The following is an 18,187-nucleotide window of genomic DNA, read 5'->3' on the forward strand; positions in this document are numbered from 1 at the left end:
GGTTAGTGTGAAGACAATGCGTTGGAAAGCAGTTTGGCAGTGATATCCACGATGGGAATCACGCGTTCATAGGCCATACGGGTCGGGCCAATCACGCCCAGCGTGCCGACCACATCGCCATCAACCTCGTACGGTGCCGTGACCATGCTGCACTCGTCCAGCGGCGAATAACCCGATTCGCCCCCGATGAAAATCTGCACCCCCTCGGCGCATTGGCTGTTGTCGAGCAGTTGCAGCAGCGAGGTTCGGTTCTCAAACGCCTCGAACAGCTTGCGAAGCGAAGTGACGTTGGACGACAGATCGGCCACGTTGAGCAGCCTGCTCTCGCCCGCCAGTACCAAGCCATCGTCATCGCTCTTGCCTTGATCGCTGGCTTCCAGCGCCGCAGTCATGAGACGCGTGATGTCGGAACGCATCTGCTGCAGCTCGGCATGGATTTTCTGGCGCACTTCGTCGAAGGTCTGGCCGGAGAAATGCTGGTTGAAGAAATTGGCAGCCTGGGTGAGCTCGGACGCGTTGAACGGCCGCTCGGTGGTGATGATGCGATTTTGCACATTGCCGTCCGCCGCCACGATGATGAGCAAGATGCGCTTCTCGGAAAGCGGCACGAATTCGAGTTGGCGGAAAGCCACGCCCTTGCGCTTGGGGATCATCACCACACCGGCGAACTTGCTCAACTCGGACAGCATCTTGGCGGCCGAGCCGATCAGCTCCTGGGGATCGGGCGATTGCAAGCGGTCTTCGAGTTGCCTGATTTCCGTCGACCCCAACGGCTTGACCGTCAGCAGCGTGTCGACAAACAGCCGATACCCGCGCGGCGTTGGAATGCGGCCGGCCGAGGTATGCGGGCTGGCGATAAAGCCCATGCCCTCGAGGTCGGCCATCATGTTGCGGATACTGGCCGGGCTCAGCTCCAACCCCGAGCACTGGGCCAGCGTACGCGAGCCGACAGGCTGGCCTTCACTGATGTAGTGTTCGACCAGGGTCTTGAGGAGAATTTGTGCACGTTGATCCAGCATCATCAAATCCTATCAGGGATTCGCCTTCTTTTTATAGCGTCCCAGTTCTTTCATCATGGCAAGCAGCTTGCCCTGCTTTTGCTCGAACACCTTGTCGGCTTCCGCGCCTTCCAACGGCTTATCATGCACATCCGTAACATGGCGCCCTGAAGTTTGCACGCCGATAGGCAGCGTGATCTTGGCCGTATCGTCGATATATCCCACATCGGTCCAGGCAGTGATGATCACATGATCACGCTTTTGCGGCGAGAGGAGGCTGATACCCACCGAATAATCCTCCACCGGATTGGTCACACCCAGCATCGGCATGATGGTGGGAATGATATCCAGATGACTGGTCATCTTGTCGTGTACGCCCGGCACCATGCCCGGCACCCATAAGACCATGGGGGTGCGAACCTGCGGGTCCGAGATCGTCGAGTTATGGCCCCAATATCCGGCCTCCATGAACTCCTCACCGTGGTCGCCGGTGACAATGACAATGGTGTTATCCAGCAAGTTGTTTTGCTTGAGGTAATCGAATACCCGCGCAAATTGGCTATCGAGGTGGTGCACCGCGTTGATATAGCGGTTCTTGATCGGAACAATGTCGTTCCGCAGTTGCTCCTTGCTCAAAGTCGCATAATTGATGTCGTCACGGTAAGGCGTACGGATGACGCTTTCCGGAGGAAAGTAATAGCGCGCATGCGGCGACTCGAAGAACATGAAAGTGAAGAACGGCCGCTTGGGATCGCGCTGGTCGATGAACTTGAGCAGATTGCCGACATTCTCCCGGTCACGCTGCCATCCGGCCCCGCTCTCAAGCGTATGCAATTCGGAAGCCGGCACCTTGCTGAAAATCGTCTTGTCGAATTCGGGATAAGAGAATTTGGCGCTGGTATAGAGCGACATTTGATAATTCTGCTTTTGCAGGACATCGATGATGGGCGCGCCACGATTCAACTCAAAGAACGATTCCCAATAATTACCGGGGATGCCCGTAAACATGGTGAAAATGCCGTTACGCGTGCCGTTACCGCCGCTGAAATGATGGGTGAAGCGCTGACCGTGCTGAGCGAAATCCCAGGTCGCGGGCATGATTTCCTGGTCCAACATGTCGGCACGCAATGATTCCGACACCAGCCACACGATGTTCAACGGCTTTGCAGGCTGCTTGAAATCGAGTGGATGCAAGGGATAGTTCAGGCTGCTTGCGCCCTCATCCTTGACCGAAAGGTTGGCCTGCTTGGCGTTGACCTTGAAGCCCAGCGTTTTAAAAAGGCTGCGAGCAGTGACTCCCACGTAATAAGGTATGCCTTCGCTATAGGCCAGGATGCGAGAATCGCCCAAAGCGCTGGAATATGCATACGTAGCGCGATCGGCACAAGATGAGACCAGGAACAAAGCAACTACAGGCACCAGCCACTTGCCCTTCCCGCTTAGATTGCCCCGATCGCTTAATTTTTTCGCCACAAACAAAAGCAAGGCATGCACTGCAACAAAACCCAGGGCGATCAGCGCAAAAGTCAGCGTGGTCGCGTTGCTGCCACCCAGCGATTCGATTCCGCCAGGAGTGACGATCAGGTTAACGACAAAACCATTGACGAACATGCCATACAAGGCATGCAATTTGGCATTGGCATAGAAAAAGAGGGTGGTAATAGCACCCAGAAAAATGGCAACCCCAGCTGTCCAGCGCCCTCCCCCGCTAAAGCGCGAAAAAAGCTTGTTGGCCAACCATGTCAGGAGAATGGCCGGTAGTAGATACTGGGTGTTGTAACTCAGGAAAGCATTTGCTAGAAAAAAGGTTGCTGCCGTCCCTTGCGTGCTGGCCGCGGAAAAACTGACGGTATCCCGAGTAATCCACAGCAGGATCAGATAGACGAAAAGAAAATACCAGCCGTACGTTTGCTGCTTCGAGGAACCTGCTGACATATAAGAGAAAAATCCTGCCCCGTTTAATTATCGTGCACTATAGATAGGGATTATACCGACAAGTTCCATCCCCCTCTCCCCAACTTTTTCGTGGCCTGCTTCTGTGGTTTAATGCAGCCATGTCACATCCGTTCAAAGCCGTTACCCTGATTGGGAAATACATGGACCCGCGCATGCGGGAGTATGTCGAAGCCCTGGCCGTTTTGCTCAACCAACGCGGCATCAAAATCCATATCGAAATGGTCACGGCCGAGAAGCTCGGCATTTCCGATATTCCCAGCGTCGCCATGGAGGGCGTAGGCAAGGTTTCCGACCTGGTGATCGTGCTCGGCGGCGACGGCACCATGCTCACTGCTGCGCGTGCATTGCTGGACGATCATGTGCCGCTCGTCGGCATCAATCGCGGCCGCTTCGGCTTCCTCACCGACATTTCCACGGACGGCATGCTTCAGGCCGTCGGCAAGATTCTGGACGGCGAATACACGGTGGAACAACGCATCCTCTTGGGTGCCGATATCGTTCGCAACGGCAGGGTCTTGAGCAAAGGCCGTGCCCTCAACGACATCGTCGTCAGCAAGGGCGGGCAGGCGCGCCTCATCGAGCTGGAAGTCACCATCGACGGCCAGTACGTACATCGCCAACGCTCCGATGGCCTCATCGTTTCGACGCCCACCGGGACTACGGCCTATGCTCTCTCGGCGGGAGGCCCGTTGTTGCACCCGACATTGGAAGCCATCGCCCTGGTGCCGATCTGTCCGCACACCCTATCCAATCGCCCGTTCGCCATCAACAGCAACAGCACGGTCGAAATCACCCTGATGCGCGCCGACGATGCTCGGGTGCATTTCGACGGCCAATTGCATGCCGAGTTGAGCATGGGCGACAAAGTCATTATCAACCGGCTCAACAACACCATCCCGTTGCTGCATCCGCTCGGCCATAGTCACTACGAGTTGCTGCGCGAAAAGCTGCACTGGGGCTAATTCCAGCAAACCAACACCAAACATCATGCTGCGTTCCCTCTCCATTCGCGACTTCGTGATCGTCGATCAGCTCGAGCTGGATTTTCCCTCCGGTTTTACCGTATTGACCGGCGAAACCGGGGCCGGCAAATCCATCCTCATCGATGCGCTGTCTTTGGCTTTGGGTGAACGCGGCGAATCCGGCATGGTGCGGCAAGGCTGCGAGCGCGCTGAGATTACCGCCGAATTCGATGTCTCCGAATTACCCAATTTGCAGGCCTGGTTGAGCGAACACGAGTTACTCGACGGAAACGCATGCCTATTGCGCCGCATCCTTTACACGGATGGGCGCTCCCGCGGCTTCATCAACGGTTCATCAGCCACCATGCAACAACTGCGGGAAGCCGGCGAATTTTTGGTCGACATCTACAGCCAACACGCGCACCACTCCCTACTGAAATCGGCCTCCCAGCGCGAATTGCTCAATGCCTACGGTAGTTTGCAAGCTTTGGCAGGTAAGGTCGCCGCCAGTTACAAGCAATGGCGCGAGTTGCACACGCGACGAGTCGAGATGGAACGCAATGCAGCGGCTTATGCGGAAGAACTGGCTGAACTGCGCGACCAGACCCGCGAGTTAGCGCAATTAGGCCCTTCTGCCGAAGAGTGGGAGGCGCTGCAACAGGAACACAGCCGCCTCGCCCATGCCGCCAGTATCCTGACCGGCGGCGTGGAGTGCCGCGACATGCTGGCCGAAGGCGAGACCTCTGCCCTGCGCCAATTGCATTTCGTGCAGCACAAGCTGCGGGAATTGCTCGATTACGATCCGGCCTTGCAAGAAGCGCTGGACGCAATCGACCCCGCCGTCATCCAACTGGAAGAATCTGACCGCTTCCTCAAGCGGTATCTCAATCGCTCCGATCTGGACCCGGAACGATTGAACGAGGTCGATAGCCGCATCCAGGCACTGCACGCCACAGCGCGCAAGCATCGCTGCCGCCCCGAAGAATTGGCTGAACTGCTGGAACGCTGGCAAGCACGGATGACCGAACTCGAAGGCGCCGGTTCCGACGGTGCGCTCGCTCAGCAGGAAACCGCCGCGCGCCAGGCGTATGAATCGCTGGCACAAGAACTCAGCCATGGGCGTGCCCAGGCGGCCGCCTCGCTGCAAGACAAGGTCAGCGCCGAGATGCAACGCCTTTCCCTCGCCGGCGGGCGCTTCGCCATTGCATTGACGGCGTTGGGAGAAGGCACCGCGCACGGGCTTGAGCAAATCGAATTCCTGGTCGCAGGCCACGCGGGCGTAGAACCGCGCCCATTGAGCAAAGTCGCCTCCGGCGGCGAGCTTTCTCGTATCAGCCTCGCCATCCGCGTCGTTACGGCTCAACAGGGCGAAACGCCGACCATGATTTTTGACGAAGTGGACGTGGGTATCGGCGGCGGCGTGGCGGAAGTCGTCGGCCAGTTGCTCAGCACCTTGGGCGAAAATCGCCAGGTGCTTGTCATCACGCACTTGCCGCAAGTCGCGGCACAAGGCCGTACCCATCTGCGCGTCAGCAAATCTACCCACGAGGGCCAAACATTGAGCACCATCCAGCCCCTGGATAATACCCACCGCACCGAAGAAATCGCCCGCATGCTGGGCGGCATGCAAATCACCGACACCACCCGTCAGCACGCCCGCGAGATGCTCGGCTTCGCCTGAGCTTTCTCGGGCACCGCAGTCAACTCGCCTTTAACTTCACTCGCTTAAAAAAAACCGGCAAGCGACGCCTCTATACAGGCGTCGCTTGCCGGTTGGTGTGAATAATGCCGCAGCTAGGGCTTAGGCCAGGATCGCCTTTACCGTCAACGTCTCGTTCTTTTCAATCAGTTCGAACAGGCGGTCAATGTTGGGATGTTTGCCGCGATTTAACCTTGCATCATCCGTATGCTCGGCATACAACTCGCAGCCGAGCTTGGCGGCCTCAGGCGTGATGCTGCCGAATTGATTGGCAAGATGGAGATACAGGCGCAATGAGCCCTGGCTGCCCGCCTTGTTCTCGATGACGGCCGCAGTACTGCCCGTGGCGTCCAGCAACTCAAGGCGAGCCAGATGATCGATGGTAGGGAAGGTGTCGAGATTTTCCTTGAAGCTTGGCATTTCAGATCCAGTAAGTGGTTTTTGTCATGACTTTTGAAGAGAGTTTCATCGCCAGCCGCACCGGCAGCGGCAGTTGTGCCCCGCCATGCTGGATAGCCGTGGCAGCGTGCTTGGCCTCGTCGACCTTCATCTGCTCGAGCACCGCACGGCTCTTGGCATCCTGCCCCGGCAAGCGCGACAGGTGATTTTCGATGTGTTTGCCGACCTGCATTTCGGTCTCGGCGAGAAAACCCAGGTTCCATTTATCGCCCAAGGCACCGGCCAGCGCGCCCAAGGCAAACGAACCGGCGTACCACACCGGATTAAGGAGGCTCTTGTGGCTGCCGAGCTCTTCAATGCGCTTTTCGCACCAGGCCAAATGTTCGGTTTCTTCCTGCGAGGCCTGGCGCAGCGCCGCCTCGGTCTGGATGTTGCGCGAGGTCAGCGCCTGTCCGTTGTAGAGCGCCTGAGCACAGACTTCGCCACTATGGTTGATGCGCATGAGGGCAGCGGCCTGTTTTTTCTCGGCGTCGGTCAGGGCTGGCTCTGCCAAGTCATGGTCGGGATGGGGCCGCACCGTATGCGCCGTGGAAAAGACCGTGCGCAGCCCTTTGTCGAATTCGGCGATGAACGTATCCAGCGTGAGTTTTTGCAGCATGGCTAAATCTCTCCCGTAAATCCCATTTGACGAGCCAATAGCACTACCGGATGCATGATCTGTACAGCCTCTCCTGCCCGATTAAATCCAGAAGCCAGATGCATGGCACAACCGATATTTGCCGTGACCAAATAATCAGACTCGATTGTCTGATATGCGATAATTTTATCATCGCGCAGCCGATTCGCCATCTCTGGCTGGGTCAACACATAACTCCCGGCACCGCCGCAACATTGCGCATTCCCAGGCAAGGCCACCACTTCCAATGAAGGGATGCGCTTAAGCACGACTTGCTGGCTGCCCTTGGCGTCGAGGGCGTTGCGCAAGGTGCAAGGTTCCTGCACCACCACCTTGGCAGGCAAGGGCTGCACCTTAGCTCGATCCCAGCCTTGCGCTTGCGATAGAAACACGTTGATATCCTGCGCCCGCTTCGGCAAGTATTCTGCCAACCTTGCCCCACAGCCGCTCGCAACGCTCAAAATCGGCAAGTCGCCGTATCGGGAAAAAGCGGCTTGGTTGTTGGCCTCCAGAGCTTCCGCCCCAGTGCGGTCCCCAGCTTGCCGGTGAAGACCACCGCAGCATCCTTGCGACGAAGGGACATGGACGGTGTAACCCAAGCGATTCAGCACATAAATGGCGGAGGCCAGCGTCTCCGCATCGATCGCATTGGTGACGCAGCCCAGGAAAAGCGCCACCTCGCCTTGTGCTGACTCAGCCGGATAACTGTCCTGCCATCGATACTGTTGGCTCACCTGCGGCCCATGTTTGAGCCCGAACTTATGGGCGAGGCGCAGCAAACCGCCGCCGAAGCGCATGAGGCGTGGCCGCTCGAACAGCCAAGTTGCCAGACGCAGCATGCGCGGCATCGGTTGGGTTCCCCGGATCATTGCGCGCGCCTCATCGGCCACCTTGCCGTAATTGACCTGGTTGGGGCAAACGCTTTCACAAGCCCGACAGGTGAGGCACAAATCCATGTGCTCGGCGTAGCGTTCGTTGGCCGGCAATACGCCTTGAGCCACGGCCTGCGTCATGAGGATGCGGCCACGCGGGGAGTCGGCTTCCGACTGTGTTTTGCGGTAGGTGGGGCAGTGCGGCAGACACAAACCGCAAGCAACGCACCTTCCGGTTTCAGCAATGAGCGCGGTTTTATCCATGTTTCTTAAAACAAAAAACCGCCATGCTACGAAGGCAGCATGGCGGCGCGGGTCAGGAAATTATTGCTTCTTTTGCAGGATTTGCAGGCCCTTGAGCAAGTTCATGGCCTGGGTGAACTGGAAGTCGTTCTTGGAGCCCGGCTCGATCGGCGCTTGATGATCGGCCTTGCTGTCCTTGTCCGACTTGTCCTTGCTGTCGTCCTTTTCAGGCGCAGCCGGCTTGATCGCATCGGCCGGTGTCGTATCGGCATCCTTGGGGTTCGCCAGGTGACGGGTCAGGTCTGCTTCGCGAATATTAAATCCGCTGTCGGAGGCGTCTTCGACCACGATATCCGGCACGATGCCCTTGGCCTGGATAGAACGGCCGTTCGGAGTGAAGTAACGGGCAGTCGTGAGCTTGATCGCGGTGCCGTTATTCATCGGCAGGATGGTCTGAACCGAACCCTTGCCGAACGTTTGCGTACCGAGAATGATGGCGCGCTTGTGGTCTTGCAAAGCGCCCGACACGATTTCGGAAGCCGAGGCCGAGCCGCCGTTCACCAGCACCACCATAGGCACGGATTTCATGTCGGCTGCTTCACCCTTGAGGTAATCCTCACGTGCACCGCCCTTGGCGTAGTTTTCAGGCGTTGCAGTCAAGCGCATCTTAGCATCCGCAGTACGGCCTTCGGTGTACACCACAAGGTCGTTCTTGGGCAGGAACGCTGCGGAAACCCCCACGGCTGCATTCAACAAACCACCTGGGTTATTGCGCAGATCGAGTACGAAGCCCTTGAAAGGACCGCCGCTTTGGTCATGCAGGGACTTAATAGCTTTCGCCAGATCTTCGCCGGTGTGTTCCTGGAACTGGGTGATGCGCACATAGGCATAGCCCGGCTCAGGCATCTTGGCCTTTACGCTTTGCACCTTCACCACGGCACGGGTCAACGGAATCACCAACGGCTTGCTTTCACCCTTGCGCAGGATGGTCAGCACGATTTGCGTATCGGGTTTGCCGCGCATGCGCTTGACGGCATCGTTCAAGGTCATGCCTTTGACCGGCGTCTCGTCGAGCTTGATGATCAGGTCATTGGGCTTGATGCCGGCCTTGTAGGCTGGCGTGTCTTCGATGGGAGAAACAACCTTGACGAAACCGTCTTCCATGCCGACCTCGATGCCCAGGCCGCCGAATTCGCCTTGGGTGCCGGCCTGGAGTTCCTTGAATGCATCTGCATCAAGATAGGCTGAGTGCGGATCGAGGCCCGACAACATGCCGTTGATGGCTTCGGAGATGAGCTTTTTGTCTTCGACCGGCTCGACGTAATCGCTCTTGATCTTGCCGAACACTTCGGCAAATGCGCGCAAATCGTCCAACGGCAGTTGGGTCTTGTTGTTATCCTTGTCGGCGATCGCTGGGATATTGAGGCTGAGCAGCACGCCCAGCAAAGCACCAATCCCGATCCATCCGAACTTTTCAAATCTCGCACGCATGTTGTGTTCCTGTTAAATGACCGCTCGTTGGACAGTGAAAATCACAAAGCGTTTATTCTCCGCGATTTGCCGGCATTGTGCAAAAGATGATCTAGGAAAATCCGGGAGAGTTGCCGGAAAATGCGGTTCGGGGCAGCCGGAATGGCTGCCCGAAAAGTGACGGCTGCTTAAAACTCGTATTCCACTTGCATACGGAAAGTGTTGTTCGGCGCAGCATCGCTCACCCCGACCAACCAGGCAGCGTTATATCGGATAGCCTGATGCTGCCCCACGCCAACCTTGCCGAACACTGCCGGGCCCATACGATGGTTTTGCTGGTCGCTGTCTTCCCAGCGATTCCATTTCCCCATCTCACCCATGCCTTGCAGGCCGAATTCCAGTTCCTGCTGCCAGCGGTACTTGACCTGCCACTGATAGCCGATTTCGGTCACGTGCTTTTCGTCTTCATCGGATGGCCCGAATTGACGTTCGAACAACACGTTGCCGTTCAATTGCAGCTTGCCGAATTCCGTCTGGAACAATGGGCCGAACTTGAATTCGTAGGGTGTATGGCGCTTGTTGCTCAGTGGCGCCTCAATCTCCGTAATCAAGCCGATATCCACCGGATATTTGCCAGCATCGGTCAACTGGAACTTGTTTTCCCACTCGGCCAGCGTCACGCCTTCGCTACCAGCGGTTTCGCGCTTCAAGTACAACTCGGTGAACCAGTAATCCGTCGCGCCGTAACCGAAGCCGATGCTGGCGGCATGCTCGCGAACCTTATCCGCATCCTTGGCAGTGCCGAACTTGAAATCGATTTCTTTTTCGCCGGACTCTACCAGCGGCGTGTAGACATAATCGGCAGGACTCGCCATGACCAACCCAGCGTGCAGCAAACCGGCAACCAACAACCCCTTACGAACTTGCATTTAAAACGGCCCCTACTAATTGTGAAGAAATCTTATTTGTGCGAAGAAAACTGCTGGCGCTTCACCCACTGCATGCCGGCCACGATGATGGCCAATGCAGCGATGTAGAACACCAGTTGCATTCCGGCAGGCTGGGCGTCGTACCCAATCAAGCTATGCAGCACCATGCCGGTCACCGATTGCTCCGGCAGAATCGCGGAAGTGTTCCAAAGCGGCGTCGCCAGGCTAGGCAGAATGTCTGCCTGGATGAGATAGCGCGCCACTTGCGAAGCCATGCCGGCAGCCAGCAGCAACACCAGCACGCTCGTAGCGACAAAGAACCAGCGCATGGGTATGCGCAGCAACCCGGCATAAATGGCATACCCGACCAGCGCACCGGCCAGTACCCCTATCGCACCACCCGCCATCATGGCGTGCATGCTGCTGCCGCCGGATGCCGCGATGCCGTAAAGGAACAGTACGGTCTCCGACCCCTCCCTCAGCACCGCCAAGCCCACGACAACCAACAGAATCGAACATTCGCTGCGTCCCTCGCGAATTTCCTTGCCGACGTTGCGCGCGTTGGCCGCCAGTTCTGCACCATGCGACGACATCCAGATGTTGTGCCATGCCAGCATGACCACGGCCACGCTCAGCACCATAGCGTTGAACAACTCCTGGCCGATGCCGCTGGCGAATTCTGCGATCACATCTGTCGAAGCCGCGACAATGCCCGAGCCGATCAGCCCGGCCATTAACCCGGCGGCCAACCAGCGCTTGCGCCCGGGTACATCGCGCGTCGCTGCAGCCACAATGCCGATGATGATGGCTGCTTCGAGCACTTCACGAAAAACGATGACGGCAGTTCCGAACATGCTGTTCTCCAGTCTTGCTTCTGTATTACTTGGCTACGATGACGCCTTGCGCCGTGGCTTGGTTAAAGTCGCCGAAGAAGGGATAGCGCCCAGGCTCCAACGGACCGATGTACACGGTGGTGCTGCTCTTGCCTGCGACCAGTTTTTCACGGTTCAACGGATAGCTTTCGAACTCTTCAGGCGTAGGGTCCTGGTTCTCGACCAGCAGCTTGATTTTCTTGCCTGCCGGCACCGCGAGCTCGGCCGGCTGGAATTTGTGATCCTTGATGACGATGGTGAAATCCGCGTCTGCGGCCATGCCTGTGATCGGCAGCAGCAAAACCAGCATCAATATCTTTTTCATCGAAACATTTTCTTTCATGGAAATTTAGGCTAATGATAACCGTTCTCATTTGTGATGGCAACTATAATCCATTCACTGCTTATTGATATTGTTTTATGAAATGACCATCAATGCGGTATGAAGATTGAAGGAGGAAAAGCTCCTCCGTTGAACGCGCAACGTGGCTAGTTCGCCGACTGGTTCGAGGAAAATTTGCAGTCAATACCAGTGGAGCCTGGCTGGCAGGCTCCACTATCAGAATCCATCATGACTAACTAATGTTGCGGCTTGTTCTGATGCTTCCACACGGCCGCTTCGAGCCGGCTCGTCAGGTTCAACTTGCGCAGCAAATTCTTGATATGGACTTTCACCGTGGTATCGCTGATACCCAGATATCGCGCAATCGTCTTGTTGTTCATGCCGTTAGCAAGGCAATCCAGGATTTCCTGCTCGCGTTCGGTCAGCGCCACATCGCTGTTGGCCTTTTTGAGGGTCGGATCCAACAGGGCGTTCTTGAGGATTTCCGTCAAACTATCCTGCAGGACCGTGATACCTGAGGCTGCCTTTTTCAGATTCGCACACAAATCCTCGGGCTCCATATCCTTGAGCAGATATCCATCGGCGCCCGCACGCAACGCTTCGAGCAAATCGTCCTCGGCATCGGATACCGTCAAAACGATGTACCGCGCCTTGAGCGGAGATTCCTTAAAGCGCCTCAAGGTTTCCAAGCCGTTCATACCCTTCATGTTGAGGTCGATCAGCACCATGTCCGGCAGCACCTCTTGCGCCAAATCCAGCCCTTCCTGCCCGGAAGAGGCTTCACCGACCACCTCGAAATCCGCCTGGTCGGAAATGATCTGCCGCACCCCTTTCCGAAACAGCGCGTGGTCGTCGATCAGTAATACCTTGATTGAGTCACTCATATCCATCTCCTTCTCCTATTGAGCGAGTTTTGGCGTAAACACCAGCCTGACTCGCGTCCCCCCCTTGCGGCGGGCCATCACCTGGATTTCGCCCCCCAGACTAAAGGCCCGCTCCTTCATGATGGCTTGGCCGTAATGATGCGGCTCATCGCCCTGCGTCGCCATGTAGCCGACACCGTCATCGTCGATGGTCACCATCACCGTACCGTTCGACTGAAACACGAGCGCGATCACCACGTTGCTGGCCCCCGCATGGCGTACGATATTGGACAGCGCCTCCCGCACGACATGCAAGATATGGAACTCCTCGTTCACGGTGAGGCGGCAATTGACCAGCCGGTTATCCAGGGTAATCGCCAGGCTGGAACGCTGGGTGAACTCGTCGATGGCGGTCTGGATTGCCGTACCCAAGCCTCGCACGTCCATATGCACCCGGAACGTGGTCAGCAACTCCCTGAGCTCCTTATAGGCGCCGTCCAGGCCTTGGCGCAACTCATCCAGGATGCCTTGTATTTCGCTTCCGGCTTCTTGCACTACCGCACTCGATTGCAGGCGAGAAAGCTGGATTTTCATGAAAGACAACGACTGCGCGAGCGAATCGTGCAACTCGCGCGCAATGGCCGCACGCTCCTCGAGAAGCGCAACCCGACGCCCCTCCTGTTCGCGGCTTTGAATGCCCATGATCATGGCCAGCAACTGCGCTGTGACCTCTACGAGATTTCTTTCCGCATCCTCGAATTCACGCCCCTCGTCCGCCTCGATCTTTAGAATTGCCAGTTCATCATATGCACCGGAGAACGCAACTGCTAGGCAGCGCATACTGACGCCGCTATCAGTAGTCATCACCATTTCGATCGGTACAGAGCCCTCCGCATCCTCGACCAACTCCCGCTGCATCATGGATGGCAAATATTGTGAAAACAGCACGCGCTGGCCCGAATCGGAATCGTATGCCGGGAAAATCAACGCCACATTATTCACATCCAGCGTTCTTTCCAACGAATACAAAATCTTCCGCAGCGTCATCTCGCTCAGGGTGCTGGTATTGATGAGCTCCACGAATTTAATAAGAAAATCCTGCGACCGGATCAATCGCCGGATACGTTCCCCGCTCGACTGATTGACCCATTGCGTTTCGGCCTTGAAACCCTCGAGCCGGGATGCAATTTCATAGAACATGCGCTCCAGCCGCACGAACTCATCGGTACTGGCACCCTGTACATCTTTCGCAAATTCCGGCGGCACAAGCGATAACAAATGGTCCAGCCGATCGAGCAAGACGCGCCGGGCGCCCAGGGCAATCGCTGCAATACAGCTCATGACCAGCAACAGCCCGACCAATTGCAGCAATGCGATGACGGACTGCCTCATCTCCATGTCATGCTCAATCGCATCGCCCAGGCTGTCGTAAGCCGTTTCCACCTTGCGCGCCGCGCTCAATTTATCTGCGAGAGATGACCGCGTCATGGCTATCGAGAAGTCGTTACGAGCAGACTGAATCTCCTTCAACCTCTGGCCGAAAGAGGCATCGGATAGCCTGCCCAGCCACGTCAATGCCGGGTCGGAATCATCCAGATTTCTGCGTGACAATCGCCCCAGCAGTTCCTCGGTTTGCACCGACGACTGTGCCTCCGTCATATCTAGATGATATTTCCAAAAAAGCTGCTGTTCTCTTATTTTTTGGATTTCTTCTTGCGCAGTTGGAATATAATCGACGAGAAACAGCGACCCGGCTTGCATTAGTACGATCGTAATTACCAAACAAAGCAGCAGCGTCAGCAAGCGGGTATAAAGCGTGTGACGGAACAAGCTTCTCATGCCGGAGAAAAAAGAAAGATCAAGAAATTTCAAGGTGAAGATAACCGTCCAGACATATTGAAAAAACGCATCAAGGGTAACCCTTAAACCATAAAATGAGCTTATACGTTTTTAGTACTTTTGTGCTAAGTCTGGTGTTTATGCTGGTCATGGGCAGCTGGTGGAACGGAAGTGCTCCGTTCAAGGTTCACCTGGCTGCGCTTGCCGTGGTCTGCGCCACTATGTTGTGTATCACGCTGCTGATCGCACTTTATCCTGTTTTGGCGTCGCGTTCCCGGTTCGGACGCCGCATTTCAAAAGAAGACAAGGCCGCCTGGGGCATCGACGTTTCCAACAAGCTCTCCACGCCTGCCGCCGTACTCGACGGCTACAATGTCGTGTTTGCCAACAAGGCCTTTTTGAACGAACTCGGCATGTCGGGCATGAGCGACCAAGTCATCGGAATGCCGCTCACCAACCTCGTCCATCCCAGTGACCACCAGAATATCGCAAAACTGTTTGCCCGAGGTTCGGCAGACGAAACAGACCAAAGCTTCACCATCAAACTGCGCATACTGAGTGCCGACGGCACCAGCATTCCCGTTTTTGCCGCAATCTCCCCATTAAGCACCACGGACAATCCTGAATTCAACCTGCTTCAGCTGTCTCCGACGACCGCGGTAAAACACACCTTCACCAGCACGCCGGATTTATTCGACTATCACCTGTTGGTCGAACAGATCGAGCAGATCGTGTTTCAACTGAATACCGCCCGCGAAATTATCTTTCTCAACCCCTCGTGGGAGCGGTTGCTGGACCACAAGCTCGAAGGCAGCCTCAATAAATCCCTGCTCGCCTACATCCACCCAGAGGATAAACCCATGGTGGATGCACGGCTTAACTCCCTCACCCTCGGCCGGCGCAACCACTGCCTACTCGAGACACGGTTGATCGGCAGGAACGGCGATTCTCGCTGGGTTGAACTCCGCGCCCGGAACATCAGCGGCAACCCCGGAGAACTTTCGAGCGTGATCGGCACATTGACCGACATCAGCCGCATGAAGCAGACCGAAGCCAGCCTGCGCGCCAACCGGCGCTCCCTCAGCATGCTGCTCAGCAACGTCCCCGGCATGGTTTATCGCTGCAAGAACGACAAGAACTGGACCTTCGAATTCGTCAGTGACGGCAGTCTGGACGTCACCGGCTATGAACCCTACGAAATGGTCAACAACCCTAATTTCGCCTACACCCAGATCATTCACCCGGATGATCGTGCTCGCACCTGGGATCTCTGCCAGCGGCAGGTCGCCAAGCAGGAGCGATTCCAGTTCATCTACCGCATCACAACGCGGTCAGGCCAGGTCAAATATGTCTGGGAGCAAGGCAAGGGCGTCTTTTCGAGCACTGGCGACCTGCTTGCCCTCGAAGGATTCATTACCGACCTGGCAAGCCATGACAATGAAGACGGCATGCTCGACATTCGCCAGATCGTTTAACCACCCGATTCAATATCCACATCTTCTTCCTGACAAAAAAGAAGGCGCCTAAGCGCCTACGGAAGAGAGCTTATTTAAAAGCTAAATGCGTTATCTCAAGATTAGAAGGTTCTCTTGAGGAACAACACGACGTGGTCGTCGCCGGTGTAGGTACCCTTGCCGTCCACATACCAGGAATGACGCGCATTGGTGGTAGTGAAGTTAACCCCGGCGTTCCAACCCGTGCTGCCAGCGATGGAGAAGTTCTTGTTCACGCCCACCAGATAGTCGGTGTAGTCGGCGACTGAACGTCCTTCAACCGTTTGACGGCCGGCGTGCAGCGCGAGGTTGATATCGTAGGGCAGCGTGTAGTTGAAGTTCAGCTCGGTGTAATCGCTGCCGCGGCTGTCGCCCTTGCCATCGCCCAGGCTCTTGTTGTTGAGACCGAAGAAATCGCTCACAGCGTAGCTATATTTCAGCGTGAACCACTTCCAGGTGGCGGCTGCATTCAATTCCGTAGTGTTGGGCGATTCCTTGGTGCCCGCACCGAAATTCGGATGCTCGTTGTCGGGGTAATAGAACTGCAGGAAGCCGACGTTAATACCGATATCCTGCGTGATCTGACGGGCATATCCGCCGTAGAGGTCGATTTCGAGCGTATTGCCGTATAGCGCGTCCTTGTCGACGTTGGAACCCCAAACGCCCAGGTAGACGCCGCTGGAGTGCGCATAATCGAAACCACCCTGCAATGCGGGACGCTCATTGGTGTAGGTGATGCCGCGGAACACGTACTGGCCGTAGATGCCAATATTGGCACTGAAAGAATGCGGCGATGCGGGTTCGGCAGGTGCGGGTTCGGCAGGTGCGGGTGCAGCGGCTGCCGGAGCAGCAGCGGCGGCTTCCTCTGCCATAGCGGGAGATGCAGCCGTCAATGCAGCTCCTAATAGTCCAATGAGATACAACGGTTTCCTTGCGTTCATTTATGCCACCCCTTAAAAGTTGAAAAATTAACTGCCGATAAACAACGGTGTTGCGAACATTCTTTTATTCATCCGCCTTTGCCGCTTTGCAGCACTGCGGTAAAGATTGCAAAACAAGCGGTCTTATTTGCGGTTTCTGTCTTTAATCGTTGCGATTGACCAGCAACTCGGCCACGACGGTGAAATTGGCCATCAGCTTGCTTTTCACGTCCGGGCCCAGCCCGACTTCGTCGATGGCCATATCCATGCAAACCAGCCAAGCATCCTTGGCTTTGGCATTGATTTCTACGTGCTCATGCATGGTCCGCACGTTGGAATGTCCGTACTTCTCGGCATAAAGATTAGGGCCGCCAAGAAACCCGGAAAGGAAGTTGAACTGCTCGACCCGAGAATGGGCGATGCCGTGGCCCCGCAAGTGCAGCACGCTGACGGGCTCTCCCTCGGGGTGCTGCTCGACGATGTCGTAAAACGTCTCGACGAGTCGTCGAATCCCGTTTTCCCCACCCACCAGGTTGTAGAGATTGGCATTGGCAGATTCAACCGATGTCGATGTGCTTTGCATCATTCAACCCTCCCTTCGTGCTTCGAAACTATTCCGGATGCGTACCGATATCGAGCGGCGCGCCATCGTCGTATCGGCTGAGCCATTCCACCGCCGTCGCGTGAAATTTCGTCAGGCCCTTGTACTCGAGCAGATCGGGATGCAAGTCCTTCAGAATGCGATGGAAGCGTTTTGCCCAGCGCGGATACGTGGCAAGCTCGTTCAAGCTGATGAGATAGCAGCGGATGCTGAACACGATGCCGTTGCTGCGCGGCAACCTGAACAAGGTTTGCAGCTCGACGCGCAAATGCACCCGATCGCCGGCGTTATCCAGGGTGATGTGATTGCGGTCCGGCCCCCACAGCGGATAGTTCTCAGGCGAGGTATCCAGGCGCGGGTTGAGGGTCATGGTCCAGTTGAGACGGCGTACCGGCTCACCCAGCTGCAGGTTCATCATGAACTTCAGGGCACGGTCCATCACCCCGATTTCCGTCGCACGCGGCACCGGTGCATGCCATTGATGCCAAGACATGCCCACATCGAAGGCGAGCGACCAGTCGGCTTGGCTGGTGACAATGCCAGCGTCGGCAAACAAGGTGCCTTCGCGCTGGTCGAGGATCACCCAGTCGCCCTGGATCTGGCGCCCCACATATTCGAACGGCTCCATCGGCAACGACGAACGGTCACCGAACGTAAAGGTGTTTTCAATGCCCAGCGGCAGGTTCTGCCAAGTCCAGCGATTGCCGTCCTTGGTCAACTTGAACTGCTCCGGGTAATCGCGCGAGAGCGATTCCATGATCAGTTCCAGGACATCCCACTGCGCATCCATCATGTGCGGCAACGAGGCGTAACGTCCCGGGTCGCGGGCCAGCGTGATCGCCTTGTCCCGACATTCGGACACGTAGTGCTCGTCGATATCCAGCGGAAACTCCAGGACCGAACCAGGCTTACCCTTTACATGCGGCTCGATGTTGACCGAGTACATGTATTTGTCTTCGGGGAACGGGAAAGGAAAGCGGCGAATCGCATCCAGCGAATTGCGATAGGTATAGTCGTCGCGGAAAGTCTCTTCCTTGAATGCAAGTCCCATG

General features: G+C 56.4%; 17 protein-coding genes. 3 read left to right on the forward strand and 14 right to left on the reverse strand.

Annotated elements, in window-relative coordinates:
• Positions 1-2: 2 nt before the first annotated feature.
• Complete coding sequence (gene hrcA, locus NMK_RS04770; RefSeq protein ID WP_181376191.1) at positions 3-1,019, reverse strand: heat-inducible transcriptional repressor HrcA; 1,017 nt, start codon at positions 1,017-1,019, stop codon at positions 3-5.
• Between the two features lie 12 nt (positions 1,020-1,031).
• Positions 1,032-2,933 carry a sulfatase-like hydrolase/transferase gene (locus NMK_RS04775; protein ID WP_109014621.1) on the reverse strand — a complete coding sequence of 634 codons (1,902 nt, stop codon included), beginning with the start codon at positions 2,931-2,933 and terminating at the stop codon, positions 1,032-1,034.
• 119 nt (positions 2,934-3,052) lie between these two features.
• Between NMK_RS04775 and NMK_RS04780 the strand changes: the two genes are divergently transcribed.
• Positions 3,053-3,916: an NAD(+) kinase gene (locus NMK_RS04780; protein WP_109014622.1), complete on the forward strand. Its 864-nt coding sequence runs from the start codon at positions 3,053-3,055 to the stop codon at positions 3,914-3,916.
• A 25-nt stretch (positions 3,917-3,941) separates the two neighbouring features.
• The gene (gene recN / locus NMK_RS04785; protein ID WP_109014623.1) at positions 3,942-5,597 is read left to right on the forward strand and encodes a DNA repair protein RecN; all 1,656 of its coding nucleotides are present in this window, start codon (positions 3,942-3,944) and stop codon (positions 5,595-5,597) included.
• Positions 5,598-5,717: 120 nt separating this feature from the next.
• Here the strand turns inward: recN and NMK_RS04790 are convergent, their stop codons facing one another.
• The 9 genes from NMK_RS04790 to NMK_RS04830 form a co-directional block, all read right to left on the reverse strand.
• Positions 5,718-6,035: a DUF2322 family protein gene (locus tag NMK_RS04790; protein ID WP_109014624.1), complete on the reverse strand. Its 318-nt coding sequence runs from the start codon at positions 6,033-6,035 to the stop codon at positions 5,718-5,720.
• 1 nt (position 6,036) lies between these two features.
• Positions 6,037-6,672, reverse strand: a complete 636-nt coding sequence (gene coq7, locus NMK_RS04795; protein WP_109014625.1) for a 2-polyprenyl-3-methyl-6-methoxy-1,4-benzoquinone monooxygenase — start codon at positions 6,670-6,672, stop codon at positions 6,037-6,039.
• 2 nt (positions 6,673-6,674) lie between these two features.
• A complete protein-coding gene (locus NMK_RS04800; RefSeq protein WP_109014626.1) occupies positions 6,675-7,826 on the reverse strand; it encodes a (Fe-S)-binding protein in 1,152 nt (383 codons plus the stop codon).
• A 60-nt stretch (positions 7,827-7,886) separates the two neighbouring features.
• The gene (locus tag NMK_RS04805; RefSeq protein ID WP_109014627.1) at positions 7,887-9,296 is read right to left on the reverse strand and encodes a S41 family peptidase; all 1,410 of its coding nucleotides are present in this window, start codon (positions 9,294-9,296) and stop codon (positions 7,887-7,889) included.
• Between the two features lie 167 nt (positions 9,297-9,463).
• Complete coding sequence (locus NMK_RS04810) at positions 9,464-10,204, reverse strand: hypothetical protein (protein WP_109014628.1); 741 nt, start codon at positions 10,202-10,204, stop codon at positions 9,464-9,466.
• A 32-nt stretch (positions 10,205-10,236) separates the two neighbouring features.
• On the reverse strand, positions 10,237-11,058 hold the full coding sequence (locus NMK_RS04815) for an FTR1 family iron permease (protein ID WP_109014629.1): 822 nt from the start codon (positions 11,056-11,058) through the stop codon (positions 10,237-10,239).
• Between the two features lie 25 nt (positions 11,059-11,083).
• Positions 11,084-11,401: a cupredoxin domain-containing protein gene (locus NMK_RS04820; protein WP_109015063.1), complete on the reverse strand. Its 318-nt coding sequence runs from the start codon at positions 11,399-11,401 to the stop codon at positions 11,084-11,086.
• A 254-nt stretch (positions 11,402-11,655) separates the two neighbouring features.
• Positions 11,656-12,309: a two-component system response regulator NarL gene (narL, locus tag NMK_RS04825; RefSeq protein WP_227871367.1), complete on the reverse strand. Its 654-nt coding sequence runs from the start codon at positions 12,307-12,309 to the stop codon at positions 11,656-11,658.
• A 9-nt stretch (positions 12,310-12,318) separates the two neighbouring features.
• A complete protein-coding gene (locus tag NMK_RS04830; RefSeq protein WP_227871368.1) occupies positions 12,319-13,941 on the reverse strand; it encodes a histidine kinase in 1,623 nt (540 codons plus the stop codon).
• 275 nt (positions 13,942-14,216) lie between these two features.
• Between NMK_RS04830 and NMK_RS04835 the strand changes: the two genes are divergently transcribed.
• On the forward strand, positions 14,217-15,596 hold the full coding sequence (locus NMK_RS04835) for a PAS domain-containing protein (protein ID WP_109014631.1): 1,380 nt from the start codon (positions 14,217-14,219) through the stop codon (positions 15,594-15,596).
• 101 nt (positions 15,597-15,697) lie between these two features.
• On the opposite strand, the gene NMK_RS04840 is transcribed toward NMK_RS04835, so the two are convergent.
• From NMK_RS04840 to NMK_RS04850, 3 genes are all read right to left on the reverse strand, one after another.
• On the reverse strand, positions 15,698-16,555 hold the full coding sequence (locus tag NMK_RS04840) for a TorF family putative porin (protein ID WP_227871369.1): 858 nt from the start codon (positions 16,553-16,555) through the stop codon (positions 15,698-15,700).
• Positions 16,556-16,697: 142 nt separating this feature from the next.
• On the reverse strand, positions 16,698-17,120 hold the full coding sequence (locus NMK_RS04845) for a group II truncated hemoglobin (protein WP_227871370.1): 423 nt from the start codon (positions 17,118-17,120) through the stop codon (positions 16,698-16,700).
• A 25-nt stretch (positions 17,121-17,145) separates the two neighbouring features.
• Positions 17,146-18,186: a heme-dependent oxidative N-demethylase family protein gene (locus NMK_RS04850; protein WP_109014633.1), complete on the reverse strand. Its 1,041-nt coding sequence runs from the start codon at positions 18,184-18,186 to the stop codon at positions 17,146-17,148.
• Position 18,187: the final 1 nt, after the last annotated feature.

The sequence above is a fragment of the Novimethylophilus kurashikiensis genome (assembly GCF_003112435.1).
GTDB lineage: Bacteria > Pseudomonadota > Gammaproteobacteria > Burkholderiales > Methylophilaceae > Novimethylophilus > Novimethylophilus kurashikiensis.